This window comes from Roseateles oligotrophus (assembly GCF_025717515.1).
In the GTDB taxonomy this organism is placed as follows: Bacteria; Pseudomonadota; Gammaproteobacteria; order Burkholderiales; family Burkholderiaceae_C; genus Paucibacter_A; species Paucibacter_A oligotrophus.
Genome location: NZ_JAJIRN010000007.1, coordinates 355207 through 381414 on the forward strand (window position 1 = coordinate 355207; position 26208 = coordinate 381414).

At 64.1% G+C, this 26208-nt stretch carries 23 protein-coding genes and 1 riboswitch; of the genes, 11 read left to right on the forward strand and 12 right to left on the reverse strand.

The genetic code is table 11. The features are described 5' to 3' along the window. The first annotated feature begins 89 nt into the window (after positions 1-89). The 4 genes from LNV07_RS17110 to LNV07_RS17125 all read left to right on the forward strand — a co-directional run bounded on the left by LNV07_RS17110 (position 90) and on the right by LNV07_RS17125 (position 4048). Positions 90-755, forward strand: coding sequence for a response regulator (locus LNV07_RS17110; protein ID WP_263572375.1), 666 nt, complete (start codon positions 90-92; stop codon positions 753-755). Beyond that, positions 752-2137 (forward strand): sensor histidine kinase, encoded by a 1386-nt coding sequence (locus LNV07_RS17115; RefSeq protein WP_263572376.1) that lies wholly within the window; start codon positions 752-754, stop codon positions 2135-2137. The genes LNV07_RS17110 and LNV07_RS17115 overlap by 4 nt, the downstream gene beginning before the upstream one ends. 29 nt (positions 2138-2166) lie before the next feature. Further along, positions 2167-3210: an alpha/beta hydrolase family protein gene (locus tag LNV07_RS17120; RefSeq protein ID WP_263572377.1), complete on the forward strand. Its 1044-nt coding sequence runs from the start codon at positions 2167-2169 to the stop codon at positions 3208-3210. Positions 3211-3502: 292 nt separating this feature from the next. Continuing rightward, on the forward strand, positions 3503-4048 hold the full coding sequence (locus tag LNV07_RS17125) for a DUF3455 domain-containing protein (RefSeq protein ID WP_263572378.1): 546 nt from the start codon (positions 3503-3505) through the stop codon (positions 4046-4048). 2 nt (positions 4049-4050) lie between these two features. Here LNV07_RS17125 and LNV07_RS17130 read toward each other — a convergent pair whose 3' ends face one another. Genes LNV07_RS17130 through thiC form a run of 5 tightly spaced genes read right to left on the reverse strand, consistent with a single transcriptional unit; the run spans position 4051 to position 9653 of the window. Further along, entirely contained in the window at positions 4051-5649 is a 1599-nt protein-coding gene (locus LNV07_RS17130; protein WP_263572379.1) for a bifunctional hydroxymethylpyrimidine kinase/phosphomethylpyrimidine kinase, read from the reverse strand. After that, positions 5646-6458 (reverse strand): thiazole synthase, encoded by an 813-nt coding sequence (locus tag LNV07_RS17135; RefSeq protein WP_263572380.1) that lies wholly within the window; start codon positions 6456-6458, stop codon positions 5646-5648. The genes LNV07_RS17130 and LNV07_RS17135 overlap by 4 nt, the downstream gene beginning before the upstream one ends. A gap of 5 nt (positions 6459-6463) precedes the next feature. Next, positions 6464-6679 carry a sulfur carrier protein ThiS gene (gene thiS / locus LNV07_RS17140; RefSeq protein ID WP_263572381.1) on the reverse strand — a complete coding sequence of 72 codons (216 nt, stop codon included), beginning with the start codon at positions 6677-6679 and terminating at the stop codon, positions 6464-6466. After that, positions 6676-7806 (reverse strand): FAD-dependent oxidoreductase, encoded by a 1131-nt coding sequence (locus tag LNV07_RS17145; RefSeq protein ID WP_263572382.1) that lies wholly within the window; start codon positions 7804-7806, stop codon positions 6676-6678. The genes thiS and LNV07_RS17145 overlap by 4 nt, the downstream gene beginning before the upstream one ends. Continuing rightward, on the reverse strand, positions 7803-9653 hold the full coding sequence (thiC, locus tag LNV07_RS17150) for a phosphomethylpyrimidine synthase ThiC (RefSeq protein ID WP_263572383.1): 1851 nt from the start codon (positions 9651-9653) through the stop codon (positions 7803-7805). The genes LNV07_RS17145 and thiC overlap by 4 nt, the downstream gene beginning before the upstream one ends. Positions 9654-9756: 103 nt before the next feature. After that, positions 9757-9890: riboswitch (TPP riboswitch) on the reverse strand. A 135-nt stretch (positions 9891-10025) separates the two neighbouring features. Between thiC and LNV07_RS17155 the strand changes: the two genes are divergently transcribed. After that, positions 10026-10742 carry an energy transducer TonB gene (locus tag LNV07_RS17155; protein ID WP_263572384.1) on the forward strand — a complete coding sequence of 239 codons (717 nt, stop codon included), beginning with the start codon at positions 10026-10028 and terminating at the stop codon, positions 10740-10742. Positions 10743-10749: 7 nt separating this feature from the next. Here LNV07_RS17155 and LNV07_RS17160 read toward each other — a convergent pair whose 3' ends face one another. Continuing rightward, entirely contained in the window at positions 10750-11673 is a 924-nt protein-coding gene (locus LNV07_RS17160; protein WP_263572385.1) for a LysR family transcriptional regulator, read from the reverse strand. A 117-nt stretch (positions 11674-11790) separates the two neighbouring features. On the opposite strand from LNV07_RS17160, the gene LNV07_RS17165 reads away from it, so the two are divergent. Then, positions 11791-12426: an FMN-dependent NADH-azoreductase gene (locus LNV07_RS17165; RefSeq protein WP_263572386.1), complete on the forward strand. Its 636-nt coding sequence runs from the start codon at positions 11791-11793 to the stop codon at positions 12424-12426. 21 nt (positions 12427-12447) lie between these two features. Beyond that, positions 12448-13314: a pirin family protein gene (locus LNV07_RS17170; protein ID WP_263572387.1), complete on the forward strand. Its 867-nt coding sequence runs from the start codon at positions 12448-12450 to the stop codon at positions 13312-13314. Between the two features lie 147 nt (positions 13315-13461). Here LNV07_RS17170 and LNV07_RS17175 read toward each other — a convergent pair whose 3' ends face one another. After that, complete coding sequence (locus LNV07_RS17175) at positions 13462-13767, reverse strand: NIPSNAP family protein (RefSeq protein ID WP_263572388.1); 306 nt, start codon at positions 13765-13767, stop codon at positions 13462-13464. Between the two features lie 107 nt (positions 13768-13874). Between LNV07_RS17175 and LNV07_RS17180 the strand changes: the two genes are divergently transcribed. Beyond that, positions 13875-14579: a substrate-binding periplasmic protein gene (locus LNV07_RS17180; RefSeq protein WP_263572389.1), complete on the forward strand. Its 705-nt coding sequence runs from the start codon at positions 13875-13877 to the stop codon at positions 14577-14579. Positions 14580-14605: 26 nt separating this feature from the next. Here LNV07_RS17180 and LNV07_RS17185 read toward each other — a convergent pair whose 3' ends face one another. Next, the gene (locus LNV07_RS17185) at positions 14606-17017 is read right to left on the reverse strand and encodes a heavy metal translocating P-type ATPase (protein WP_263572390.1); all 2412 of its coding nucleotides are present in this window, start codon (positions 17015-17017) and stop codon (positions 14606-14608) included. 229 nt (positions 17018-17246) lie between these two features. On the opposite strand from LNV07_RS17185, the gene LNV07_RS17190 reads away from it, so the two are divergent. Then, the gene (locus LNV07_RS17190) at positions 17247-17438 is read left to right on the forward strand and encodes a heavy-metal-associated domain-containing protein (RefSeq protein WP_263572391.1); all 192 of its coding nucleotides are present in this window, start codon (positions 17247-17249) and stop codon (positions 17436-17438) included. A gap of 4 nt (positions 17439-17442) precedes the next feature. Here LNV07_RS17190 and LNV07_RS17195 read toward each other — a convergent pair whose 3' ends face one another. From LNV07_RS17195 to LNV07_RS17205, 3 genes are all read right to left on the reverse strand, one after another. Beyond that, positions 17443-19587, reverse strand: coding sequence for a xanthine dehydrogenase family protein molybdopterin-binding subunit (locus tag LNV07_RS17195; protein ID WP_263572392.1), 2145 nt, complete (start codon positions 19585-19587; stop codon positions 17443-17445). Between the two features lie 2 nt (positions 19588-19589). After that, entirely contained in the window at positions 19590-20057 is a 468-nt protein-coding gene (locus tag LNV07_RS17200) for a (2Fe-2S)-binding protein (RefSeq protein ID WP_263572393.1), read from the reverse strand. Positions 20058-20162: 105 nt separating this feature from the next. After that, entirely contained in the window at positions 20163-20720 is a 558-nt protein-coding gene (locus tag LNV07_RS17205) for a nuclear transport factor 2 family protein (protein WP_263572394.1), read from the reverse strand. Between the two features lie 255 nt (positions 20721-20975). Here LNV07_RS17205 and LNV07_RS17210 point away from each other — a divergent pair, with 255 nt between their 5' ends. Together LNV07_RS17210 and LNV07_RS17215 are read left to right on the forward strand one after the other, a co-directional pair. After that, positions 20976-22097, forward strand: coding sequence for a sensor histidine kinase (locus LNV07_RS17210; RefSeq protein ID WP_263572395.1), 1122 nt, complete (start codon positions 20976-20978; stop codon positions 22095-22097). Continuing rightward, the gene (locus tag LNV07_RS17215) at positions 22090-22881 is read left to right on the forward strand and encodes a LytR/AlgR family response regulator transcription factor (RefSeq protein ID WP_263572396.1); all 792 of its coding nucleotides are present in this window, start codon (positions 22090-22092) and stop codon (positions 22879-22881) included. Before LNV07_RS17210 ends, LNV07_RS17215 begins: the two co-directional genes overlap by 8 nt. A gap of 96 nt (positions 22882-22977) precedes the next feature. Here the strand turns inward: LNV07_RS17215 and LNV07_RS17220 are convergent, their stop codons facing one another. Continuing rightward, positions 22978-26052 carry a TonB-dependent receptor gene (locus tag LNV07_RS17220; RefSeq protein ID WP_263572397.1) on the reverse strand — a complete coding sequence of 1025 codons (3075 nt, stop codon included), beginning with the start codon at positions 26050-26052 and terminating at the stop codon, positions 22978-22980. Between the last annotated feature and the right edge of the window lie 156 nt (positions 26053-26208).

A 26208-nucleotide genomic window follows, 5' to 3' on the forward strand; every position in this document is an offset into this window, starting at 1 on the left:
GTACGCGAGCGTGTTGGTGACGGGCTGCCTGCGCCGAGTGCCGGCGTGGCTTTGGTTGCTCTTAAGGTTCGTGCCGCTATAGTTTTTGCATGCATATTCTCCTCATCGAAGACGACTTTGACTTCGGCGCCGCCTTGCAGCGTGCGCTCAAGGCCGAAGGCGTCAGCAGCGAATGGCGGCGCCGGCTGGCCGATGCGCCGCGGCCGCCCTTTGCGGCGGAAGATCTGCTGTATGACTGTGTGCTGCTCGACATCACGCTGCCCGACGGCAATGGCCTTGATCTTCTGCAGCGCTGGCGCAGTGCCGGCGTGACCCTGCCCATCATCATGATCACGGCTCGCTCGGCGCTGGAAGATCGCTTGACCGGCCTTGACGGCGGGGCCGACGACTTCATCATCAAACCCTTCGCCACTGCCGAGCTGCTGTCGCGCTTGCGCGCTGTGTTGCGCCGTTATGCGCAACAGTCCAGCGAGCTGTGGTGTGTGGGTGAGCTGCTGATCGAGCCGCGTGCTCACAGTGCGAGGCTGAGCGGCGAACGGCTGGATCTGTCGCCGCGCGAATTTCAATTGCTGCGCGAGCTGGCGCGTGAGCCCGGCGTGGTGGTGCCCAAGGGCTCGCTGGCTCAGCGCCTGGAGCCGCTCGGTGAGGCGCTGGATTTCAGCCTGCTTGAGGTCTATGTCTCGAACCTCAGGCGCAAGATAGGTGCCCAACGTATCCGCACGGTTCGCGGGGTCGGCTATATGTTGCAGCCATGAACAAGGCCCTCCACCGGTTATGGCAACCGACGCTGACGCGGCGCGTGATCCTGACGCTGCTGCTGACGGCCGGCTTGGCTTGGCTGGTGCTGCTGACCTACTACTACCAGCGGGAAACCAGCCCGCAGAGCGTCGACGCCTATCAGCGGGAGCGCACCCAGGCATTGGCCGCCGCCTTGGCCAAGATCGAACAGCCGGAGCAGGCGCTTGTCGCTGCGGCGTTCGCGGCCGACCTGCTCAATAGCAGACACAGGCAGGCAGGCCGGCCGCATCCCGTCTTGCTTCAGTTGGAGGACAGTCAGGGCCGACGCTTGTACCGATCGGCCGAGGCGGGCGCGACTGGAGGGGCAGTCTTGGCGGGCGAGCCCGGGCGCTTTGTGGACCTGAGCCTGAATGGCGTTCTCTACCATGTGCTGCGTATCGACAGTGGGCGCTGGCGGCTGCTGATTGGCGAGGTGCGCGCCGACGATAGTTGGCTGCTGGGTCGTTTGAGCAGTGACCTGGCGATGTCGGTGCTGATCTCTTTTCCCTTCGTTTTACTGCCGACCTGGTTTGCGGTCGCGCGGGGCTTGAGTCCGCTGCGCAAGCTGTCCCGCAGCATCGGAGCGCGCGGGCCAGATGATCTGGGGCCCTTGGGCTTTGTGGCCAGATACGCCGAGCTGGCGCCGGTTGCCGATGCGCTTGATCGCTTGCTGGCTCAGCTGCGCAGCAAGATAGCGCGTGAGCATGGCTTTGTGCAGGACGCGGCACATGAGCTGAGAACGCCGATGGCGGTGATCTCGGCGCAGGCTCATGTATTGGCCTGCGCCGACGGCGCGGACGAGCGGCGGCTGGCCGCCCAGCAGCTGGAGCAGGCTGTGGCTCGCGCCTCGCGGCTGATTCAGCAATTGCTCGAGATGGCCCGCATCGATGCTGCCGGCCCGGCCAAGCCATCGCTGATCGATGTGGCCCAGCTGCTGCGCCAAGAGCTGGCGGAGGCAGCGCCGCTGGCGATCTCGCGCGATATCGATTTGTCGCTGGAGGCGCCCGATTCGCTGCTGCATGAGCTCGAGGAGACGGCCCTGCGCTCGGTGTTGCAGAACCTGCTCGGCAATGCCTTGCGCTATGTACAGCCGGGTGGCCAGGTGGTCGTCGAGCTGGCTGCGCAGCAGGGCCGTTTGAGCCTGTCGGTGGCCGACGATGGCCCCGGCATCGCCGAGGCCGAACAAGGCTTGGTGTTCGAGCGTTTCTACCGCGTTGCGGGCAGCGAGGTGGCGGGCTCCGGGCTCGGCCTGGCTATCGTGACGCAGGCCGTCGCGCGGCTCCACGGCAAGCTGCGGCTGGACGCCGGCCTCGGCGGGCGCGGCTGCCGCTTCCTGGTCGAGTTGCCCGGCAAAGATTGACCCATCAACCCATCAATGGACTCGAAGAAATGAAAATATTGAAATGGATGGCCGGCGGCTTGCTGGCGCTGCTGGTCTTGGCGGGCGCACTGCTGGGCTACGCGATGCTGACGGCAATCGACAGCGAGCACCCGGTGGGCTTCCAGCTGAGCCAAGCCAGCGGGCCGGACGGCAAGGTGTTTCCAATCGGCGTTTGGTACCCGACCGAGTCGAGGGCCTGGCCCACGACACCAATTGGAATGACCGTGATGAAAGTGGCGGCAGGCGCGCCCATCGCCGGGCAGCGCTTGCCGCTGGTCCTGATCTCGCATGGCAATGGCGCCGGCATACCGGCTCACGCCGATCTTGCGATGGCAATGGCCAGCGCCGGCTACATCGTTGCGGCGCCGATGCATGGGGGCGATAACTTCGCCGATCAAAGCGCCGTCGGCAAGCCCGCTTGGCTGAGCGGCCGCGGCCAGGAGCTGAAGGCCACGCTCGACCATATGTTGCAGCGCTGGCCGGCGCGGGCGCAGATCGACCCCGCACGTGTCGGCGCCTATGGATTTTCGGCCGGGGGCTTCACCGTCATGAGTGTGATCGGTGCCATGCCGGACCTGCGTCTGATTGCCAAGCATTGCAGCGCGGCGGCGGAGTTCGCCTGCAAACTGCTCGCCCACAGCAAGTCGCCCTTGCTGAGCGCCGATACGGCAACGATGGGGGAGAGTTTCGTCAGCGATGCGCGGATCAAGGTGGCAGCGGTGGCCGCGCCCGGCCTGAGCTTCGCCTTCGGGGCGGAAGGTCTTGCGCAGGTGCGAGTGCCGGTCCAGTTATGGAGCGGCGATGGGGACGAGATCGTTCCGTTTGCGACGAATGGTCAGGCGATTCAGGCCGCCCTGGGTGCGAAACTCGAACTCCACAAGGTCCCGGGTGCGGGACATTTTTCCTTTCTGGCCCCCTGCAGCGGGCTGGCCAAACTATTGGCACCACCGCAGCTGTGCGAGGACGCCGGGCAATTCGACCGCAAGGCTTTTCATCGGGACATGAACGCCAGCGTCGTCAACTTCTTCGATGCGCAGATGAAACCGCGCTGAGCTGCGGCAATCCCCTTGTTCTGGATTTGATTGCCACAAAAAGCAGCAAAGCGAGTTTTTGCCGATGAATAGTGGGTACGCAGCATCGCTCAAGTGGGCATCCCCAGACTTATCCACAGAGACCATGGATAAGTCAGGGCGTTGCGCGCCCTGGGGTGGATACAAGCGTTTTCGGCCGATGTTGAGCATGACTTTCGCCAAACGACTGCAGCTGCGGCATCATGGATTTTCGCCCGGACTCGGGCCTAGTCTGGCCCGACCTCAGCCCCTTCTTCTTCTTCCTCCTGTCGCCATGAACAAATCATTTGCAGTTGCCAACATCGCCAAGCGCTCCGGCTTGCTCGTCGCTTTGCTGATCTCTTTCTCGGCTCAGGCGGCTCCGGCCGCAGCCATCCCCGAGGCGATCAAGGCGCCGGCCGGTCAAGCCATGAGCCTGGAAGTGCAAGCCACCGGCGTGCAGATCTATGAATGCAAGGCCAACGACGCTGCAAAGTTCGAATGGGTTTTCAAGGGCCCCGAGGCCGAGTTGTTCGACGGCGCCGGCATCAGCATCGGCAAGCATTACGGCGGCCCGAGCTGGGAATCGGCAGACGGCAGCAAGGTCGTCGGGGAGGTCAAGGCGCGCGACAACGGCCCCGATGCCAACGCCATTCCCTGGCTGCTGCTGAGCGCCAAGTCGAACAGCGGCGCCGGTGTGTTCGGCGCGGTGCAGAGCATTCAGCGCGTGAGCACCAGCGGCGGTAAGGCGCCGGCGGACGGTTGCAATGCGGCGGCTGCCGGCAAGGGCGTGCGCGTGGCCTACAAGGCGGCCTACTATTTTTATACCGCCAAGCCCTGAGATTATGAGGGGCTGATGAGGCTCGGATGGGGCGCCGAAAGCGCTGGCCGTTTGGTTCTGCGCCCTGATTGCCAAGCCACGCTGAAGCTCTCCACTTGAGCATCGGCTCGGTCCAGAGCCCTCACCAAACAGGCCGCCGCCGCGCCGGTCGCCGCACAGGCACGGGCCTGCTCGGGTTCAAGCAAACCACCTATCGCCACCACCGGTCGGCCGGCCATGCGTACCCACCAAGCCAGATTGACCAGCCCCTGCGGTTGCCAGGGCATGTCTTTGGTGGTGGTGGCCCAGACCGGGCCGCAGGCGATGTAATGCGGGTTCAGACCACGCGCCCTTGCTAACTCCCAAAGACTGTGGCTGGAGAGACCGAGCTTGATGCCGCTGCTTTGCAGCAGTTGCCTGTCGTGGGCGCTCAAGGCGGCCCAATCTTCTTGGCCCAGATGCAGGCCGACGCAGGGCAACTCAAGGGCAAAGCGCCAATGATCATTGATCCAGAGCTGGCAGCCGATATGGGCGGCCACGACCGCTTGCGCGGCCGCTATGGCGCCGCGGAGCGCGGCCTCGCTGCCCGGCGAGCTGGGGAATTTGATGCGCAGTTGAATCTGCTTGATGCCGGTGGCCGTCAACTCGGCGATGCGCTGCGGCCGGTCGGTGATGGCATAAAGACCCCAATCGACGGACTCGGTACTGTCCGCCTGCAAGACCTGCTCCCAGCGTGCCAGCGTGTCGGCGTCTATCGCTTCGCCGCCGAAGCTCATCACCGGCATGGCGCGCGGGTCAAATAAAAAACTTGCCGATGCGCGCACCGGCCCGGCTCCGGCGCCTGCCGAATGGCCGTCGCGCACCGCCACCCAGGTCGCCATCTTGGCCAGCAGCACCGCGTCGGCGGTGACAAAGCCGCGCGCTAGCGCGGACGCAGCGGAGCTGGCGAAGCTGCAGCCGCTGCCATGGTGATGCCCTTGCCCCAGCCTTGGCAGCGCCAGATGGCCCTTGGCCTCGGGGCTGTGCAGATAGTCCAGCGCCAGGTGATGCGGGTCATCGCCGCCGGTGATGCAGACCGCCTCGGTGCCTTGCGCCAGCAGCTTCTCGGCCATCAACTCGCGGCTCATTGCCTGCGGGGCCAGGCCCAGGAGCAACTCGGCCTCGCGCCGGTTCGGCGTGATCAGCTGCGCGCGCGGCAGCAATTGCTCCCGGTAGGCCCGCAGCAATGAGGCGTTAGCAAAGACCGAGGCCGGCCCGCCGGCGCTGGCACCTAAGACCGGGTCCACTACCAGGGGCACCGGGCGATCGCGGCGCAGCTCATCCAAAATTTCGCACAGCGCATGGACGGCATCGACCGAGCCTAAGAGGCCGGTCTTGATCACGGCCGGCCACAGATCGGTGGCCAAGGCGCGCATTTGCGCCAGCAGTTGATGGAGGGGCAGCGGAAAGACCGCCTCGACGCCAACGGAGTTTTGTGCCGTCACCGCCGCCACCACCGGACATAAATGAACGCCAAAAGCGGTCGCCGCGCGGGTGTCGGCGGACAGACCGGCGCCGCCGCCGCTGTCGGTGCCGGCCACGCTCCAGATGATGGGCGGGCTTGGGTCGTCACACCAGTTCATGTCGGTTCTCCCAGCAAAAATGGGTGGCCGCTGACCGGCGTCGACGGCACGGCAAAGTCCTGGCTGCTCATCAGCCCGGCGCAAAAGCCCTGACGCCCAGCCCGCACGGCATCGCGGAAGGCGCCTGCCATCTGCACCGGCTTGCGCGCCTGCGCCACCGCCGAGTTCAACAGCACCGCGTCGAAGCCCAGCTCCAGCGCCTGCGCCGCATGCGAGGGCGCGCCCAGGCCGGCGTCGATGATCAGCGTGGCGTCCGGCAGGCGCTCGCGCAGGCTGCGCAAGGCAAAGGGGTTGAGCAGGCCCTGGCCCGAACCGATAGGCGCCCCCCAGGGCATCAAGACCGGGCAACCGGCATCGAGCAGACGGCGGCACAAGACCAGATCATCGGTGCAATAGGGCAAGACGGTGAAGCCCAGCTTGACCAGCTCGGTGGCGCCGGCCAGCAGCTCGAAAGGGTCGGGTTGCAGCGTGTGCTCGTCGCCGACCACCTCCAGCTTGATCCACGCGGTGTCATACAACTCACGCGCCATGCAGGCCAGTTGCACCGCCTCGCGGGCGCTGCGGCAGCCGGCGGTATTGGGCAGCAGGCGCGCGCCCTGCGCCTTGGCTGCTTGCAGGGCCATGGCAACGAAACCGTTGTCGCCCCCGGCCAGGGTCCGCTTCAGACCGACGGTCAAAACCTCGGTTTGCGAGGCCTCAATCGCCTCGGCCAGCGTCTGGGGATTCGGGTAGCCGGCGCTGCCCAGCAGCAGCCGGCTGCTCAGGCTGATATCGCCAATCATCCAGGGGTCGGGTCTTGCCTCACGCATGGCTATCAACCTCCGACGATGGGTTTGAACAGCAGCACTTGGTCGCCGTCCTTGAGCAATGCAGCGGCGCGCGCCGAGCGGGCGACGAACTGGCCGTTGAGTGCGGTAGCGACGCTCTCGGGCGCCAGGCTCAGCTGCGTCAGCAGATGTTCCAAGGGCGTTGCAGCGGGAATCCGTTGTAGCTGACCATCCAGCGAGACATTGATTTCTTGTTCGTTCATGGCTTCTCCAAATTGGCCAAACCGCTGGCCAACAGCAGCTCTTGCACCAAGGCCGGCGCTAACAGCCAGCCATGGCGGTACAGGCCATTGAGTTGCAGCAGGCCCGGCTCACAGTGAGCGAAGGGGCGGTTGTCGTTCAAGGCCGGGCGCAGATTGACATCCAGCCGCTCTATCCGGGCTTCGGCCAGCGTCGGCATCACGCTGTGCGCGGCCGCCATCAGCTCGACGGCCGATTGCAGGCTGACGGGGCTGCGGTCCTCGCTTTCGATTTCGCTGGCGCCCAGCACCAGTTGATCGCGGCTGCGTGGCACCAGATAGACGCGGTGGCGCGGGTGCAGCAGACGCACCGGCCGCGTCAGGCCATGATTGGCCAAGCTCAACGTGATCACCTCGCCGCGCACGCCGCGCAGCGGCAATTGCGGCTTGGCGCCGAGGCCGCGCGCGTCGACGATCCAGTCGAAGCGAAGATCGACGCCGTCGGCCAGCTTCAAACGCCCCGGCTCCACGGCAATCACCGGGCGACGCCAATGCCAGCGCGCCTGGCTGTCTTGCTGCAAGGCCGTCATCGCCTCAAGCGGGTTGATGAATCCTTCGCCGGGCAGGCGCCAGGCGCGCAGCCCGCGCAGCAGCGCCGGCTCCAGCGCCGCCAACTCGGCCTCGCTCAGGCTTTGCGCGGCCGGAAAGCCGCTCACCCGCAGGCGCGCCAACACCCGCTCGGCGGCGCCAAGATCCTGGCGATGCGCGAGCAAGAGGCTGCCATCCATTTGCATGGTTGGCTGTCCGCTTAGCCGAGCCGCGATCAGCGGCCACAGGCGCAGTGACTCGAAACCGCGCGCCGCCACCTCGGGCTCGGCCGCGTCCAGCTCGGCCAGCGGGCTGAGCATGCCGGCCGCGCTGAAGGCGGCTGCACCCTGGCCGTCAAAGCGCGGCTCGGGGCCGGGGCCGGCCTCGAATACCTCGACCTTATGGCCGGCTTGACTCAAGGCCCAGGCGAACAAGCGCCCGACCAGGCCCGCGCCGGCGACTCCAACATGCTGAGGCCCCCTAGGCCGCCGCTGCGCGGCGTCCGCCCCCCCAAGGGGGAGCAGAAAAGCTTGGGGCGGCCCGGCGCTTTTCTCTCCGCTCATACCGCTTGAATCGGGATATAGATCTCGCTGCCCAGCGCCTTGAATTCCGCGCTCTTCTTCTCCATCTCGGCCGTGTATTCGCGCACATCCTGGGTGATCTTCATCGAGCAGAACTTCGGCCCGCACATCGAGCAGAAATGAGCGACCTTGGCGCTGTCCTTGGGCAGGGTTTCGTCATGGAAATCGCGTGCGGTTTCGGGGTCGAGGCCGAGGTTGAACTGGTCGGTCCAGCGGAAGTCGAAGCGCGCCTTGGACAAGGCGTCATCACGCGCCCGCGCACCCGGATGACCCTTGGCCACATCGGCCGCATGGGCGGCGATCTTGTAGGCCATCAGCCCGGCCTTGACGTCGTCGCGATTCGGTAAACCCAGATGCTCCTTGGGCGTCACATAGCAGAGCATCGCGCAGCCGAACCAGCCAATCATCGCCGCGCCAATGCCGCTGGTGATGTGGTCGTAGCCGGGCGCGATGTCGGTCGTCAAGGGCCCCAGCGTGTAGAAGGGCGCCTCCTCGCAGTGCTTCAATTGCTCGGTCATGTTTTGCTGGATCAGGTGCATGGGCACATGGCCGGGGCCTTCGATCAGCGTTTGCACCTCATGCTTCCAGGCGACCTTGGTCAGCTCGCCGAGCGTGCGCAGCTCGGCAAATTGGGCCTCGTCATTGGCGTCGGCCAGGCTGCCCGGGCGCAGGCCGTCGCCGAGCGAGAAGGTCACGTCGTAGGCCTTCATGATTTCGCAGATCTCTTCGAAATGCGTGTACAGGAAGTTCTCCTTGTGATGCGAGATGCACCATTTGGCCAGGATGGAGCCGCCACGCGAGACGATGCCGGTGCGGCGCTTGACCGTCATCGGGATGAAGGGCAGGCGCAGGCCGGCATGGATGGTGAAGTAATCAACACCTTGCTCCGCCTGCTCGATCAGGGTGTCGCGGAACAGCGCCCAAGTCAGATCTTCGGCCACGCCGCCGACCTTCTCCAGCGCCTGATAAATCGGCACGGTGCCGATGGGCACGGGGCTGTTGCGGATGATCCAGTCGCGGGTGCTGTGGATGTTGCGGCCGGTGCTCAGGTCCATCACCGTGTCGGCGCCCCAGCGCGTGCTCCAGACCAGCTTCTCCACTTCCTCCTCGATCGAGGAGGTGACGGCCGAGTTGCCGATATTGGCATTCACCTTGACCAGGAAGTTACGCCCGATGATCATCGGCTCCAGCTCGGTGTGGTTGATGTTCGCCGGGATCACGGCGCGGCCACGCGCCACTTCGTCGCGCACGAATTCGGGGGTGATGACGGGCGGAATGCTGGCGCCGAAGGCATTGCCGCGAAGGCGCGCTTCGCGCTCGGCGTCTTGCTCGTATTCGCGCATCCAGTCCAGGCGCTGGTTCTCGCGGATGGCGATGTACTCCATCTCCGGCGTGATGATGCCGCGGCGGGCGTAATGCATCTGCGTGACGTTGGCGCCCGCCACAGCCTTGCGTGGTTGGCGGCGCAGGCCGGCGCTCATCTGCATCAAGGCCTCTTGCTGAGCGATGTCGCGCAGACCGTCGTCGATCAGCTGAATCGGCCGACCCTGGTACAGCTCGGTGTCGGCCCGCGCCTCGATCCAGGGCGCGCGGGTTGCGGGCAGGCCGGTTCGGACGTCGATCTCGGCTGTGATGTCGGTGTAGGGGCCGGAGCAGTCATAGACGGTGATCAACTCGCCATTGGTCAGGGCAATTTCCCGCATCGGCACGCGCAGCTCGGGGTTGCGCTCGCCGCTGACATAGGTCTTGCTGGAGCCGGGCAGCGGTGTGCGTGTCAGCTCAAGGCTGCTGGCCAGGCTGTTGAGGCCGGGTTCGGTGATGCTGTTCATGGTCGGTTCTCGCGGTAGCTGTGAAGCGCTGCGAGGGCCGGCTTGAACGTTCTTGGGGCGTGGAGATGAGGCCCTTGCCCGGTCCTGGCTGGTGGACGGGGCGCTGCTAAGGGCGGGCTCTTCTTACGCCGGTATCAACCGGATCAAGTTCAGCGGGTCTATGGTTTCCACCACATCTCAGCCCGGCGCATAACGACTTACTTATGTATGCGCAGCAGGGCACCCCGGAGCGAAACGCAGTATAGATGTGATTTATTGCGCAGCGCTTGGCCTGGCCTGCGGGTAAACCCACGCCCTGTTCGCGGGGGAGGGCTGCCTACACTGCCAGCCTTGGCGTAGTCGTGTCGCGCCCTCTATGTTGGAGAGTTCTTCATGAGTCGACGCTTTGCTTGTGCGCTGCCCGGGTTGGTGGTCTCGTTGATGGGCGTGTTCGGGACGGTCAATGCGGCCTTTGCCCAGGCTGAAACACCGCTCAAGTCCGAGCTCAGCGCCGAGGAGCGGGCGCAAAAGCAGGCCGATAAGGTGTTCACTTTTATCAAGCTGCAATCGGTCAAGCCCGCCGCCAAGCGTGCTGCAGCGGAGCCTGTTGCGCCCAGCCCGCCGGTTCAAACCGCCAGCATTGCGGTGGCCAAGGTGGCGCCCAAACCCCAGGCCAAAGTGGCCGCAGCGGCCGAGCCTCGTCAGCTGGCCTCTGCCGCTGCGCTGGCCAGCCCTTCCTTGGACGCTCAGCGTTCGCAGGAGTCCCAGCCCGCCTTGTTGGCATCGGCGAGCCTGACGGCTGCGACCGCTCAGCCCGAGCTTTTGCCACAGCGTCCCGCCCCGCAGGCCGAGCCGGAGCCGCCTGCCTTGCAGCTATTGACCAAGGTCGAGCCCGAGATCCCGCGTCAGCTGCAGGCCGACTTCAAGGGCGGCGCGGTGACGGTGCGTTTCATGGTGCAGACCGATGGTTCGGTCGGGCAGGCGCAGGCCGTGCAGGCGTCGCACAAGCGTTTGGCGATGGCGGCGGTGACGGCAGTCAACCAATGGCGCTTTGCTCCCTTGCCGGCGCCGCGTGAGGCCTCGGTAGATATCGCGTTTGCGGTGGAATAAGGCAGCTTCAAATCTGACCGGGGCAGGCAGACAGGGCCACTGCGACCGCCTCCAGAAACACCCGCGTGCGCAGCGGCATCAAGCGCCGCTCCGGGAACACCGCCCAGCAGGGCGTGGGCGGCAAACACCAATCCGGCAGCACGCGCAGCAACTCGCCCCTGCCGACATAGCTTTGCGCGAAATGCTCGGCCACGGCGGTGATCCCGACGCCGGCGCAGGCCATCTTCAGCAACAGGTCGGGGGCATTGACCAGGCTGCGCTGCTCGGGCGTACCGCGCCAGCTTTGCGCTTCGTCGCCGGCTTCGCCTCGGCTGAGCGACCAAGGGATGGCTTCACCCGCGCGGCTCAAAAGCATCAGCCCGTGCGACTGCGCCAAGGCCTGCGGCAGCAAGGGCAAGCCATGACTGCGCAGATAGGCCGGGGCCGCGTAGAGGCCGCTGCTGAACAGTGCCAGACGGCGCGCGGCCAGTTGACTGTCTTGTGCCAAATCGCCCATGCGCAGCGCCAAGTCAAAACCCTCGGCGACCAGGTCGACGCGACGCGGCGACAGGTCCAGCTCCAGCGTGACGGCGGGATGATCGAGTACGAATTGGCTCAGCATGGCGGGCAGCGCCAAATTGGCCAGGTCGCCCGGCATGGAAACGCGCAGCCGGCCTGTCGGGCGCTGCTGGCGGTGCAGGGCCAGCGCCAGGGCACCGTCAACCTCGACCGTTAGCGCGCGGGCATGCTCCAGCACCCCGGCGCCGAACTCGGTCAAGCTCAGGCTGCGGGTGCTGCGTTGCAAGAGCTTCTCGCCCAGTCTTTGTTCCAGCGCGGCGATTCGCCGGGAGACCGTCGATTTGGGTAAATTGACCCGCTCGGCGGCGCGGCTGAATGAGCCGGCCTCCATCACGCGGGCAAACAGCAAGAGGTCGTCGGCGTCTAGGCTCATTGCTTTGATTGGTGCATTGGTGGAACAAAGTAATCCATTTTATGGACTTCCGTTGCTTGGTTGGATTCAATAAAGTGAGCTCATCGTCAATCGAAACACTTTGAAGAAGGCATGACCATGAAGATCCTCCAAATCAACGCCAGCGCCCGCCGTCTGCAAGCCGACGGCAAAGGCTCGGATTCCGCTCGTTTGGCCCATGAGTTGGTGCAAGGCCTGATCGCTCAGGCCGACGCGGGCGCCGCCAGCGTGGCATTGCTGGACCTGGCGATCAACCCTCATCCCGCCTTGGACGAGTCAAGCTTGCAGGCCTTGTTTACGCCGGCCGAGCAGCGTAGCCCGGCCCAAGCCGAACGTGTGGCCTTGGACAGTGGCCTGATCGAGCAGTTGCGCGCCGCCGATGTCTTGGTGCTGGCCGTGCCCATGATCAATTTTGGCGTGCCGACGCAGCTGAAGAACTGGATCGATGCCGTCGCCAAGGCGGGCGTCACCTTCCGCTACACGGCCCAGGGCCCCGAGGGCTTGTTGACCGGCAAAAAGGTCTATGCCGTGCTGACGCGTGGCGGTATCTACCGCGATCAGGCCAGCGATACCATGGTGCCCTATCTGCGCACGGCACTTGGATTTTTGGGCCTGAGCGACATCAGCTTTGTCTATGCCGAAGGATTGGCCATGGGCGCTGATGCGGCCGCCCAAGGTCTGGCGGCGGCTCGCGAACAAATCTCGGAACTTGTCGGCGCGGCCTTGCCGGCATGAAGTAAAAAAAAGGTGGAACGAATGAACAAGAACCTTGCAGCGATCCAGGCCCCGCGCGCCGTCGAGCGCCTGGTCACCGGCCAAGCGACCAGCGACGGCGCGGGGGTCAAGCTGACCCGTGTCTTGACGCAAAACCTGCAGCGCCGACTTGACCCCTTTCTGATGCTCGACGCCTTTGGCTCCGACCAGGTGGACGATTACATCGCCGGCTTCCCCGATCACCCGCACCGGGGTTTCGAGACCATCACCTATATGCTGGAAGGCCGGATGCGCCACCGTGATTCGGCCGGCAACGAAGGGCTGCTCGGCAATGGCGGCGTGCAGTGGATGACGGCCGGGCGCGGCGTCATCCACAGCGAGTTGCCCGAGCAGGAGCAAGGGCGCATGGAGGGTTTTCAGCTCTGGTTGAATCTGCCCAGCCAAGAAAAAATGTGCGCGCCCTGGTACCGGGATATCCCGAGCGAGCAAATTCCGGAGTTTGAGCGGGATGGCGTCAAGGTGCGCGTGATCGCGGGCAGCAGCCATGGCATGGCCGGGGCGGTGCAGCGCGAGCACACCGAGCCGCTTTATCTGGATCTGCATCTGGCGCCCGGCGCGAGCTTCGAGCAGGCCTTGCCCGACACGCACAACGCCTTTGTCTATGTGTACCGGGGTGAGCTGCAGTTTGCTGGAGCGGTACAAGTGCCGCAGCAGCGAATGGCGATTCTGGCCAACCAGAGCGGCAGCGACGGCCTGCGTTTCAGCGCCGGGCCGGAGGGCGCCCGCGCCATTCTGGTCGCCGGCCGCCCTTTGAATGAGCCGATCGCCCAGCATGGGCCCTTCGTGATGAACACGCAGGCCGAGTTGATACAGGCGGTGCGCGACTTTCAGGCCGGTGTGTTGGCTTGAGCGTGGGGCCAGCGGTGGCTGAGCCAGATCACGCGGGCTGGACCGGTGCCGAGCCGCTTCGCTCAGATCGGCGTCTGGCTTGGCGCGGTGGGCTTGAAGAATTCCGTCAGATCGATCGACCTGGCTTGCCGATGTCGGGTGGCTCGCTCAGGCAAACACCGGCCTGAAGAAGCTTCGCTCGTAGCTGAGGATGCAGCGGGTCTGTTCGGCGTAACGGAAGGCCGCTTTGCAGTCGGCGTCCTCGGCCGAGCCTTGTCGGTACTTCTCGTATTTGGCGAGGCTGGCGAAGCTGAACATCGCCAGCGCAATATTGTTGGCCCCTTCGGAGGGCAAAAAATAGCCGTGATGTTGCCCGCCGAAGCGTTGAACCAGCGGAATCCAGAGGCGACCGTAATGCTCGAACTCGGCGAGTTTGTAGGGGTCGATGACGTAACGCAGGTAGACCGTGATCATGTTGCCAATGAACGGGTTTTGGAGATGGGTCATCCTAGCCTACGGTCCGGCGGCTGCTGTATCCTTGGTCGTTGCCTATTTTGACCTTCAGCCCTTTGATGATGTCCATGCGCGCCGCGCTTTTTTGCTTTCTTGCGAGCCTGTCTTGTTTGCCGGCAGCTGCGTCGCCGCTGCGATTCATTGTCGACACCAGCGTCTCCTTGCCCTATGCAAAGTTCGAGAACGGCGAGCTCAAGTCCGGCCTCAGTTTCGAGCTGGGTGTCGAGTTGGCCCGCCATCTGAAGCGGGAGGCGAAATTTGTGCCGGTGGCGCGCAAGCGGATTGGCCAGACCTTGGAGAGCGGCCAAGCCGATTTGATCTGCGGTTATGCCCAGGGTTGGTTGCCGGGGCCGTTCCAGTGGAGCCGCCCAGTGGCTCAACACATGGAGTTGCTCATCAGCCGCGCCGATGTTCCGGCGCCGCAGCGTTTGAGCGATCTGGCCGGGCAGTCCATCGGCAGCATCGCCGGTTTCCGTTACGTGGCGCTGGAGCTTCAGCTGGGGGCGCAGTTTGTTCGCGATGATGGGCCGGACGCCGAGGCCTTGCTGCGTCGGCTTGCCGCCAAACGCATTTCGCACGCGATCGTCAGCCGCAGTTATCTGGACTACCGGCGCCGAGAGGGCGGCTTCGCTGTGGCCCTGCACCCGCCCTTGGTAATAGAAAAAATGGATCTGCGCTGCGCCCTGTCGCCCAAGGCGGAGTTAAGCCTTCAGCAGTTGGACGAGGGCTTGACCGAGATGCAAACAGAAGGCTCTTTGCGCGTCCAACATTAATTGTCCGCGCGCAATGAGTTCGCCCCTCAAGCCTTCCAGCGCTTTAACAGCAAGGCATTGCTGACCACCGAGACGCTGGACAGCGCCATCGCCGCCCCCGCAATCACCGGGTTCAGGTAGCCGAAGGCCGCCAGCGGAATGCCGACCACGTTGTAGGCAAAGGCCCAGAACAGGTTTTGCCTAATCTTGGCGACGGTGCGGCGTGACAAATCAATCGCCTGTGCCACCAGCGCCGGGTCGCCATGCATCAGGGTGATGCCGGCCGCCGCCATCGCCACATCGGTGCCGGTGGACATGGCCAAGCCCACATCGGCGGCGGCCAGCGCGGGTGCGTCGTTGATGCCGTCGCCGACCATGGCCACGCATTGGCGGCCGCCGTTTCTGAGTTCCGCCACGATGCGCGCCTTGTCTTCGGGCAGCACCTCGGCACGGACCTCGTCAATGCCGAGTTGGCGGCCGACCTGGTTTGCGCTGCCGGCGTTATCGCCGCTGAGCATGACGGTGCGTACCCCCATCCTGTGCAAGGCCTGTACGGCCGCCGCAGCCGTGGGCTTGATGCTGTCACCAAAGGCCAGCAGACCCAAGAGACGCGGTGCCGTGGCGGTGTCCGACACATCCGCTAACCACGACACCGTGCGGCCTTGCTGCTGCAGCGCATCGGCCTGGGTCTGCAAGGCCCCGGTCGCCACGCCCAATTCCTGCATGAAGCGGCTGCTGCCCAGGCGCAGGTCCAAGGTCTGGCCTTCGCTGGCCATCAATGTGGCGGCCACGCCGCGTCCGGCCACCGCCCGCATGGCAGCGGCCGGGGGGATTGCCAGCTTGCGGGCCGCGGCGGCCTCGGCCACCGCATGGGCGAGCGGATGTTCGCTGCCCGCTTGCAGCGCGGCGGCCCAGGCCAGCAATTGCGCTTCATCGATGCCGGGCGCAGCCAGCAAGGCCGCCAGCTGGGGCTTACCGACGGTCAGCGTGCCGGTCTTGTCGAAGGCCACCACATCGAGCCGCGCGGCCAACTCCAGCGCCTCGGCGTCCTTGATCAGAATGCCATGCAGCGCCGCCACGCCGGTGCCGGCCATGATGGCCGTCGGTGTGGCCAGGCCCAGCGCACAAGGGCAGGCAATCACCAGCACCGCCACCGCGTTCAGCAGCGCTCGCTCCCAGTCGCCGGCCATAAGGCCCCAGCCCAGCCAAGTGAGCAGGGCCACGACTATCACGACCGGCACGAAGACGGCGCTGACCTGGTCGACCATGCGCTGAATCGGCGCCTTTTTGGCCTGCGCCGACTCGACCAGGCGAACAATGCGCGCCAGCGTCGACTCCGCACCCAGGGCCGTCACGCGCAACAAGAGCAGGCCCTCGCCATTGATGGCGCCGCCAACGACCTTGTCTTTGAGCCCTTTGCTGACCGCTAGGCTTTCGCCGGTGATCAGCGATTCATCCACATGGGAGGCGCCTTCCAGCACCTCGCCGTCGACCGGGATGCGTTCACCCGGCCGCACCACCACGAGGTCGCCCAGGCGCAGCTGGCCCAGCGGCAGCTCCGCTTCGACGCCGGCGCGGCGCACGCGGGCGGTTTCGGGCTGCAGCTTTTTGAGCGCGCGAATCGCTTCCGTAGTTTGCCGCTTGGCGCGTGCCTCCAGCCATTTGCCCAGCAGCACCAGGGTGATGACGACCGCCGCCGACTCGAAGTACAGCTGCATCGTGTGCGGGCCATGCAGCCAGAGCTCGTAGACCGACAAGGCAAAGGCCGCGCTGGTACCCAGGGCGACGAGCAAATCCATATTGCCGCTGGCGGCACGCAGCGCGGCCCAGCCGGCCTTGTAAAAGCGCGCGCCCAGCCAGAACTGCACCGGCAGCGTCAAGGCGAGCTGCCAGTAGCCATTCAGCATCCAATGCTGACCCAGCAGCAGGCCGGCCATGGGCAGCACCAGCGGCGCGGACAGCAGCGCGGCGATCAGCACCGGCCAGCCGCTGTGCTGCCACGCGGGTTTGGGCTCGGCGGTCTCGGCGTCCGCGGCAGGCAGACGGGCGTCGTAGCCGGCCTTGGCGATGGTCGCAATCAGCGCCTGCGGGTTGACCGTGCTGAGCATGTGGATGCTGGCCGACTCGGTCGCCAGATTGACTTCGGCCGACAAGACGCCGGGCAGCTTGAGCAGCGCCCGCTCGACCCGGCCGACGCAAGAGGCGCAGGTCATGCCGCTGATTTGCAGGCTTAGCGTTTGTTCCGGCAGGCTATAGCCGGCCGCCTCGACGGCTTCGCGCAGTGGCGCCAGAGTCAAGGCGGCGGAGCCGCTGACGCTGGCCGTCTCGGTCGCCAAGTTGACCTCCGCCCCGCTTACGCCGGGCACCCGCAGCAAGGCTTTTTCCACCCGTTTGACGCAGGAAGCGCAGGTCATGCCGGCGACGGGGATTGTGAGGGACTGGATGTTCGAGGGATTCATCATGGCGGGATACTAAGGCTTGCCACGATGGGCAGGTCAAGCTCTCTTTGCGCAGACTTGGCCTTGGGCCGATCCGATCCGATCCGATCCGTTTCGCTTCGCTTCGGCTGAATTGCTTGCCCGGCATCGTGCCGGGCGGCCACCTCAACCATACAGGCAAGACCTGACCCTTACACGCCGCTCGCGCGCCGGTTTATGCTCAGCCCTGTTCAACCAAAAAATTCCCTCCATGTACGAATTCAAACTCCCCGATATGACTTGCGGCCATTGTGTGGCCGCCATCACCAAGACGGTTCAGGCCTTGGACTCTTCCGCCAAACTGGAATTTGACCGAGAGGCCAGAATCCTGCGGGTCGAAAGCGAAAAAGGCCGCGAACTGTTCGTCGCGGCCTTGACCGAAGAGGGCTATCCGCCCGCTTGAGGCATTAGGCTTTCTTCAGCAAGCCGATGTCGATCGGCAGCTTGCGCACGCGTACGCCGGTGGCGGCGAAGATCGCGTTGGTGACGGCCGGCGCGATCGGCGGGGTGCCGGGCTCGCCGATGCCGCCGGGCGCTTCGCTGCTGGGCAGGATATGCACTTCCACCTTGGGCATCTCGCTCATGCGCAAGACCGGGTAGTCATGGAAGTTGCCCTGCTCGACGCGCCCTTCCTTGTACGTGATTTGGCCGTAGAGCGCCGCCGAGAGGCCGTAGCAGATCGCGCTTTCGATCTGGTGCGTGATGGTCAAGGGGTTGACCGTTAGGCCGCAGTCCACCGCCGCGACGACGCGGTGCACCTTGGGCGTGCCGTCCTTGGCGATGCTGACCTCGGCGACCTCGGCCACATAACTGCCAAAGCTCTCGGCCACCGCAATGCCGCGGAAGATGCCCTTGGCGGCCGATTTTCCCCAGCCTGCCTTGCTTGCTGCCAGCTCCAGCACGGCACGCAGGCGCGGCTGCTTGGACAGCATTTGCAGGCGGAACTGCAGCGGGTCGGCCTTGGCCGCAGCGGCCATTTCGTCGACAAAACTCTCCAGGAAAAAGACGTTTTGCGAATGCCCGACCGAACGCCAGAACCAGACCTGCGGGCCCGGTTCGGCCTGACCATAGGCAATGCGCTGGTTGGGGATCTCGTAATGGTGGTCGGCCAAACCCTCGACCGCCATCGCATCGACACCGCTGGCCGGCAACTTCATGAAGCCGGAGCCGGCCATGATGGAGGGGCATCCGATGTCGGCGCGCAAGAGGCTCACCCGGCCCTTGTCATCGAGCGCGCCCTCGAACTTGACCACCGAGGCCGGCCGGTAGAAGCCCGCCGCCATATCGTCTTCGCGTTCGTAGATCAGCTTGACCGGGTGGCCGCTGAGCTTGGACAAGAGCGTCGCGCTGATGGTGAAGTCATGCGCAAAACGGCGCCCAAAACCACCCCCCAGCAAGCTGGTGTGGACCTGCACCTTGTCGATCGGCACGCCGGCAATTTGGGCGACGATTTGCTGCGTGGGCCCCTGACCTTGGGTGCCGAGCCAGACCGTGGCCGCGCCCTCGCGCACCCAGGCGGTGCAGTTCAGCGGCTCCATACAGGCATGGGCCAAGTAGGGCACTTCGTAAGTGGCGCTCAGTTGCGCGCTTGAATTGGCGGCGGCGTCTTTCAGGTTGCCGCTATCGACCGCGACCGCGCCGGCATTGCTGGCCGCCTCGCTCAGCATGCTGGAGACCTTGGCCGTCGACAGCTCGGCGCCGGCGCCTAGATCCCATTGCGCATTCAGGGCCGCGCGACCTTTTTTGGCCGCCCAAAAGCCGCTCGCCAACACGGCCACGCCGTTGTCCAAGTTGATTACATGACTGACACCCTTGACGGCGCGGGCCGCCGCTTCGTCACTGCTCTTGAGCTTGGCGCCGGCCGCCGGCGCGCGCGCCATCACCGCGACGAGCAGGCCCTCGACATGGGTATCGATGCCGAACTGCGCCGTACCGTTCACTTTGGCCGCACTGTCGATGCGGCGGGTCGGCTTGCCCAGAATCTTGAAGTTCTTGCTGTCCTTCAACTTCGGCGCGCTTGGCACCGGCTGCCTGGAGGCATGCTCGACTAGGGCCCCATAGGCGAGCTTCTTGCCGCCGGGGCCGATGACATGGCCGCGCTCGGTGCGCAGCATCGCCGCATCAACTTTCCACAACTCGGCCGCCGCCGCCACCAGCATCTCGCGGGCCGCAGCGCCCGCCTGGCGCAGCGGCGTCCAATGCGCGCGCACGGTGGTGCTGCCGCCGGTGCCTTGCATGCCGAACAGCGGGTTGTTGAAGGCCGCATCGGCCGGCGCTTGCTCGACGCCGACCCGCGCCCAGTCGGCGTCCAATTCCTCGGCCACCAGCATCGGGATGGCGGTCAGCACGCCCTGGCCCATCTCGGACGAGCCGCAGAGCACGGTGACGCGGCTGTCCGGCGTGATGCGCAGCCAAGCACTGGGCGCAAAGGTATTGCTGACCGACTCGGCGAGCGCACGCTTTGGGGCCAGGGGGAGGGCGAAAGACAGCATCAAGGCGCTGCCGGCGCTGCTCTTCAGGAAGCCACGGCGGGAGGTTTGCAGAGTGTCCATCTTCAGGCCCCTTTCTTCAGCGTCGCCGAGGCGTCATGGATGGCGGCGCGCACCTGGTTATAGGTGCCGCAGCGGCAGATATTGCCGCTCATGGCCTGGTCGATGTCGGCATCGCTGGGTGACTTTTTGGCGGCCAGCAGCGCGCAGGCGCTCATGATCTGGCCGCTCTGGCAGTAGCCACATTGCGGCACGTCGATCTTGACCCAGGCGGCTTGCACCACCTTGCCGGTCTTGCTGGCAGAGATGCCTTCAATCGTGGTGATCTTCTTGCCCGCCGCAGCGGACAAAGGCAGGCTGCAGGCGCGCACAGGCTGGCCGTCCAAATGCACGGTGCAGGCGCCACACAGGCCCATGCCGCAACCGAACTTGCTGCCCGTCAGCTGCAGGTCTTCCCGCAGCGCCCAGAGCAGTGGCATATCGGGGTCGGCATCCACGCTGGCGGGCTTGCCGTTGACGGTCAGTTTGATCATCGAAATTCCTAGCAGAGGAGGGGGTTCTTGGTTGCTGCGCGCGGATTCAACGCAGCGCCGGCCAGCATACACAGGACGGGCCGGCTTGTCTCAAGTTGCCTGAGATCAGGGCTTTTTGAGTGCTTGCCGCTGGTTCAGAAAGCTCTGCAAATCGGCCATCTCCGTATGTTCGATGACCCGCCCGTCCTCCACCGTGAGCGTCAAAATGATGGGGGCCTTGCTGCGCACCACTGGCAGGCCCGGGTGGGCAAACGACCAGTCGGTTTCAGCGATAAAGACGGCCTTGTTGCCCGCCACAAAGCTGCTGCCGACCTTGAATTCGTGGGTGTCGATATAGGGGTAGACCGTGTGAAAGTATTTCAGCAGCGCTGGCTTGCCATGCTGATCAACATCGCCAAAGACGAGCTTGGCGGTCGGGTCGAGGAAGCGAATCTGCTCCGCCATCAAGGGTTCCAAAGTCGCCCAATCTTTGCGCAAATAGGCTTGGAGATAGCGTTCCGCGAGCTGGCGTGTCTCGCTCGACAGGGCTGCGTACTGGGCGGCCGGGTCGGCCGTAGCCGCATCCGCCTTAGCCGCCGCGGCGATGGCGCCGCCGCTGGTGAGCAAACTGAGTGCCACATACAGGCAGGGCAGCAGAGGTTTGAAGCAGTACTTTGTGCGCATCGGGGTCTCGTGGTGAGGGGATGGAAGAAATGAAGGTTCAAGCCTGTGGCTTGTCTCGACGGCGCTAAATGTGGCGCAAAGTCGTTGTCCCAGAGATTCGTTTGGGATGAAACCCCGCCGCCGAGGCATCGGCTTGCCGCAAGCCGGCGCGCGGATCGAATAAAGTGCCCGTAATCGCCTGTCTAGCGCCTTGCTTGCCATCCGCTCGTGCGGTAGAAAGTTACTTTGAAAGCATCCTCGGCCGCCCACGCCTCAATGCGTCAAGCCCGCAGCGCTTTAGCGTTGCCGCGCTGGCAGCTGCTCGGCAAGGCCTTGCAGCGTTTGCTGGTTTGCGCTGCGGTTTGGATGGTGATGTGGCTGCTGATGGCGCTGGCTCAGGTCACCGATGCGAGCAACGCGGGGCGAAATAGTTTCGGGCTCGTCCAAGTGCTGCGCTCAAGCTGGTCGGCCTTCCCGCCCTTCATCCTGCTCTCCTGGTTTTTGTCCCTGCATGCTTGGCAGCGGCCGCAAGCGTGGTCCAGCCCGGAGAAGCAGTTGCGCATCTTTGTGCTCAGCATGACGGGGTTCGCATTCGCTTGGTTGGGCTATTTTTGGTTGCTGGAGTTGCTGCGCGGCGGCAAGTTGCCGGACGCTTGGTGGGCATTCGTTCTCAGAAACCGCTGGTACTCGTTTTTCTACGACCTGGTGTTGGCGAGCGGGGCATTCTTTGCACAGGCCTTTATCGTTGCCAAGCTGAATGCTCGCGAGCGCGAGAAGGCCTGGCAGCGTGAGCAGACGGATAAATTGCGCCTGCGTTTGCTCTTGCTGCAAGGGCAATTGGAGCCGCATTTTCTGTTCAATGCGCTCAATAGCGTGTCCGCCTTGGTGCGGGGTGATGACCGTAGCTTGGCCCTGAGCGCCTTGGCCCGCATCAGTGAGTTGCTGCGCTATGCCTTGCGAGCGAGCAAGACCGAATGGGTCAGCGTGCAGGACGAACTCAGTTTCATGCGCGACTATTTGGAATTGCAGCGCCTGCGTTACGGTGAAAGCCTGTCCGTGCGCTGGGACGTTAGCGAGGCCGCATGGGAGGACGTTGCTTGCCCACCCTTGATGTTCCAGCCCTTGGTGGAGAACGCGATACGCCATGGTCTGGAGGCTTGCGACGGCGAGGGCTATGTGGAGTTGAATTTGGCGCGGGACGACGCCGGCATGCGCCTGACGCTGCGCAACCCGGTCGCGGCTGTCCCGCAGGACCGGGGTGGACATGGCCTGGGTTTGGCGGCAACCCGCGAGCGGCTGCAGATTTTGTACGGCGATGCCGCCCGCCTGATCACGACCCCGCAAGGCGCCAGCTACAAGACCGAATTGATCCTTCCCTGGCGAGAGTTGCATGAGTAGTCCTTGGCGTGTTTTGGTCGTTGACGATGAGGCGCTGGCGCGCAGCAATTTGCAGCTGGCGCTGATGGATCATCCACGCTGGCGCTGCGCCGGTGTTTGCGCCGGGGCCGCCGAGGCCCGCGTCGCGATGGCGCAGCGTGAGGTCGATCTGCTCTTGCTGGATATTCAGATGCCGCGTCAAAACGGACTCAGCTTCGCGGCCGAGCTGTGCGGCTTGGCCAAGCCGCCCTTGGTGGTTTTTGTCACCGCTTATGACGAACATGCCTTGGCCGCTTTCGACGTCTTTGCGCTGGACTACTTGCTCAAGCCCTTTGACGATCAGCGCTTCGCGGCCATGCTGGCGCGAGCCGAGCAGGCCTTGACGCTCAAACAAAATGCCGCCTATGCCGAGTCCATGGGGGGCTTCTTGCGCGAGCAAGGCAGCCTGGCCAATGGCAACGCCTGCCCGGAGTTGGACTTCTTGACCGTTCGCTCGGTGGGTTTGGTGGAGAAGATTGCCATGGCCGATATCGAATGGATCAGTGCCGCCGGCAATTACGTTGAGTTGCATTTGCAGGGCGCTGCCGGCGTGCGTGTTGTGCTGCATCGGTCCACCTTGAGTGCCTTGGAGTTGCGCTTGCCGAAGGCGCAATTCATGCGTGCGCACCGCACCGCTCTGGTTCGGTGCGACGCCTTCACCAGTCTTGAAGTGACCGGCGACGGCACCTACCGGGCCACCTTGCGTTCGGGGGAGACGGTGCCGGTGAGCGAGCGTTTCATGAAAGATGTGCGGGCGCGGTTTTGATGCCGGGCCGGAGAGCTTGGTCGCAACAGGAGCAAAGAAAAAAGGCCAGCATCAGCGGGCCTCTCTTTTTTCAAATAACGACCTGTCAGAGCGGTATCAGAACTTGTGGTCGTACTGCACCGAGAACTTCAGATAGCGCGGCTCGGTATAGCTGATCACGCGGCCATAGGTCGGGTTCGGCGTGAAGGTGGTGCCGACGTTGTAGGCCTCATCAACGTTTTGAGCGATCTGGTTGTTCAAGACATTGAAGACGTCCATTCTGAGTTGCAAGCCCTTGAGGACGGGCGGATTGAACACCACATTGACATCCAGGCGCTTGTCCCAAGGCAGATTGCCAATCGAGCCGCGCGGCGAGGGCAGCTTGTCGCAATAGTGATAGCCCGAGTCGTAACCCGAGTTCGGTTTGCTCGGGTAGCTGCCCGAACAGCTGCGCGGGCGACCCGAGGCCAGCAAGGCGTTGGCACCGAGCTGCCACATATCATTCAACTGCACAAAGCCATAAGCCTTAAACGAATGCTTGCGTGAGTTAGGCAGCGGGCCATAGGAATGCTCCATCAGGTCGGCGTAATCCCAGGAGCGGGTTTCGCCAATGTCGGTCTGGCCGACGTCGGATTGGGTCTGGCCTTCGGTATTGCCCTTGCTGTCGGCGTAGGCGTAGCTGAGCTTGCCGTACCAACCCTGGCTGAGCGGATGTTCGGCGAAGACGTCAAAGGCAAAGAAGGTGCGCTTGGGTTTGTCAAAACCGATGTCTTTGGCCGACACCGTAACCTTGGTGTAGTTGCTCCTGGTGCCGGCATAGTCGACGTTAAAGGTGGCATCTTCGCCCGGGTTGAAGGGCACGCATAAGACACCTGAACCGCTGCCAATCCAGTTTTTGGTGTCGATCTTGTGGTCATCGGCATACTTCTGCAGCGCATCGCCATAGCCGCAATAGTCATCGATGGTCGAAGTTAGCCTGCGGTAGGTGACCTTGCCGCCAATATTGAAGGACTTGCTCAGCGCCTTCTCAAAGCCGAAGGAAATTTCGTCTTGGCTGTTCGGCTTCATATTGTCGACCATCAGGGTCTGGCGATCTTTCTTGCTGCCGTCTTCGCCGTCGGGGCTGTACTTGGGCGTGAGGTTGAAGCGCCCTTGGGGTGAGCCGTCCGGATTGACGCCGGTATAGGTGAAGTATTGGAACAAGAAAGAGGAAGGGCCCGCACCTCGCACCGCCAAATGCGTCGGCATCTGCACCGAATAGCGTCCTGCGCTACCGTAGACCTTCAGCGTGGCGTCGCCGTTGACGTCCCAAGTGGCGGCCAAGCGCGGTGAAAGCTGGTTCTTTTGCTCCAGGAACACCTCCTTTTCGTTGTTCTTGTTCTGGAACGACTCGCTGCGCAGACCCAGGCCCAGCATGAAGTTTTTGCTCACTTGGAATTTGTCTTCCAAATACCAGGCCGAGGTGTCCGAGTAGGCATTCGTGACCGAGGCGAAGTTGAACTCGCGGCCGTAATAGCCTGCCGCTGCCAAGGCGCCCGGGCCCTCGCTGATGAGCTTTGCGCCGGGGAAGCTGCCGCCGGTAGGGTCGCCCGCGCTCGCCAATTTACGGTAACGGTAGGTGCCGGCGCCGGGGTTGATGTCGCCGTTGTTCAGCGAGCTCAAGCGGTTGACGTCCATGCCGGCGCGCAAGGAATGTTGGCCCAGCTTGTACTCGAGGTCGAGGCGGAAGGATTTGGTTTTGTCTACCGAACCATCGGGCAACACATTGTTCAGCAGGGGTTGCGGATTGTTGTAGACGACGCCCGGTGCGGTGCCGGCAGGGTTGACGTCGACAAAGTACTGGCTGCCGCCGGTGGGCCCGCCGAAGGCAAAGGTGTTGATCTTCTCGGTCTTGGTCTGGCCGTACATGGCCGTCAGCGTCAGGTCGTTGCTGAGGTTGCCGGTGTACTTGAGGAACTGAACGTCTGAGCCGACCGGGGTCTGATTGAACTCGTTTTTGTAGTGGTCGCTGAAGTCGGTGGCTTGCGCGCCTTTGCGCGTCAGCGTGGGGTAGTCGAAGCCGCTGACCTTGCGGTCACGGGTCGAGTTGTCGCCAATCAGAGTCAGCTCCAGGCGGTGATCCTCATGCAGATTCCAGTCGAACTTGCCCAGGTAGCGGGTGGTCTTGTCTTCGCGCTCGGCCCAGCCCCATTTGCCGCTCGACACGCTGGTGGTGGGCAGATCAACTCGGCTCGAATTCGTGTTCTTTTGATCCGCCGCGACGAACATGAAGAGCTTGTCCTTGATCAGGGGGCCGCCGACATAAGCGCCCATCTGAGTCTCGCTCTGGGTGTTCTGATCCTGCAGGCGGAACAGTTTGCCGTCGGTGGCTTCATTGCCGGGCTTGCCGGTGACCGCGTAGTTGATGTCCTTGGCGCGACTGCGCAAGGCATTGGGTGCGACGCTGAGCAGCGTGCCGGCCGCCCAGTCATTGCTGCCGCTCTTGGTGATGATGTTGACCACACCTCCCATTGAGCGGCCGAACTCGGCACCGAAACCTCCGGTGATGACCTGCATTTGCTCGATCGCACCGAAGGGCAGCGACGAGGCGCCCAGGCCGGTATTGGGGTTGGTCACCACCATGCCGTTGATGTAGAAGGAATTCTCCGAGGCGGCACCGCCGCCCAGGCTGGCCGCGCCGTTGTAGCGCGAGTCGCCGCGGGTGGCGTTGGGTGCCAGCTGCATGACGGCCTCGACCGTCTTTTGAATCGGGAGCGCGTCGAGTTGTTTGGCGGTGAAGCTGACGCCGTTGTCGGCGGTCGATACGTCAATGGTTTTGGCGCGTCCGATCACCTGCACGGTTTCCAATTTGGCGCCATCTAGGAAGGAGACTTCATTGCCCTTGCCGACCTGGACCAAGATGCCCTCCCGGCTGCTGACGACCGCGCCATTGCGCATCACGCTGACCTTGTAGACGCCGGTGGGCAGCGATGTGGCTTGATAGCGGCCCTGCGCGTCGGGGCTGAGGGTTCGCTTGAAGCCGGTCGCGCTGTTCTCCAGCAGCACCGTGCTGTCAGCGGCCGATTCAACTTGGCCATAGATGGTGCCGGTGGCGTTGGACTGGGCCTGGGCCGGGATTTGCACGGCAAGGCCCAAAGCGGCGCCTCCCAAGGCCAGGGCCAAAGCGCGTGCGAGTGCGGTTTTCTTGTACATGGATCGGTCTCCTGAGATCAAAGTTGTGCACATCGGGTCCGCTCGCTGGGATTGCGGAGCTGGGCGTTAAGGTCCGATGTGGCAAGACTGACTCTAGGAATTCAAGGCGGGCCGGACATGCGCAGCGGGATGAATCACCGCCAAGGTGTTGTGGGG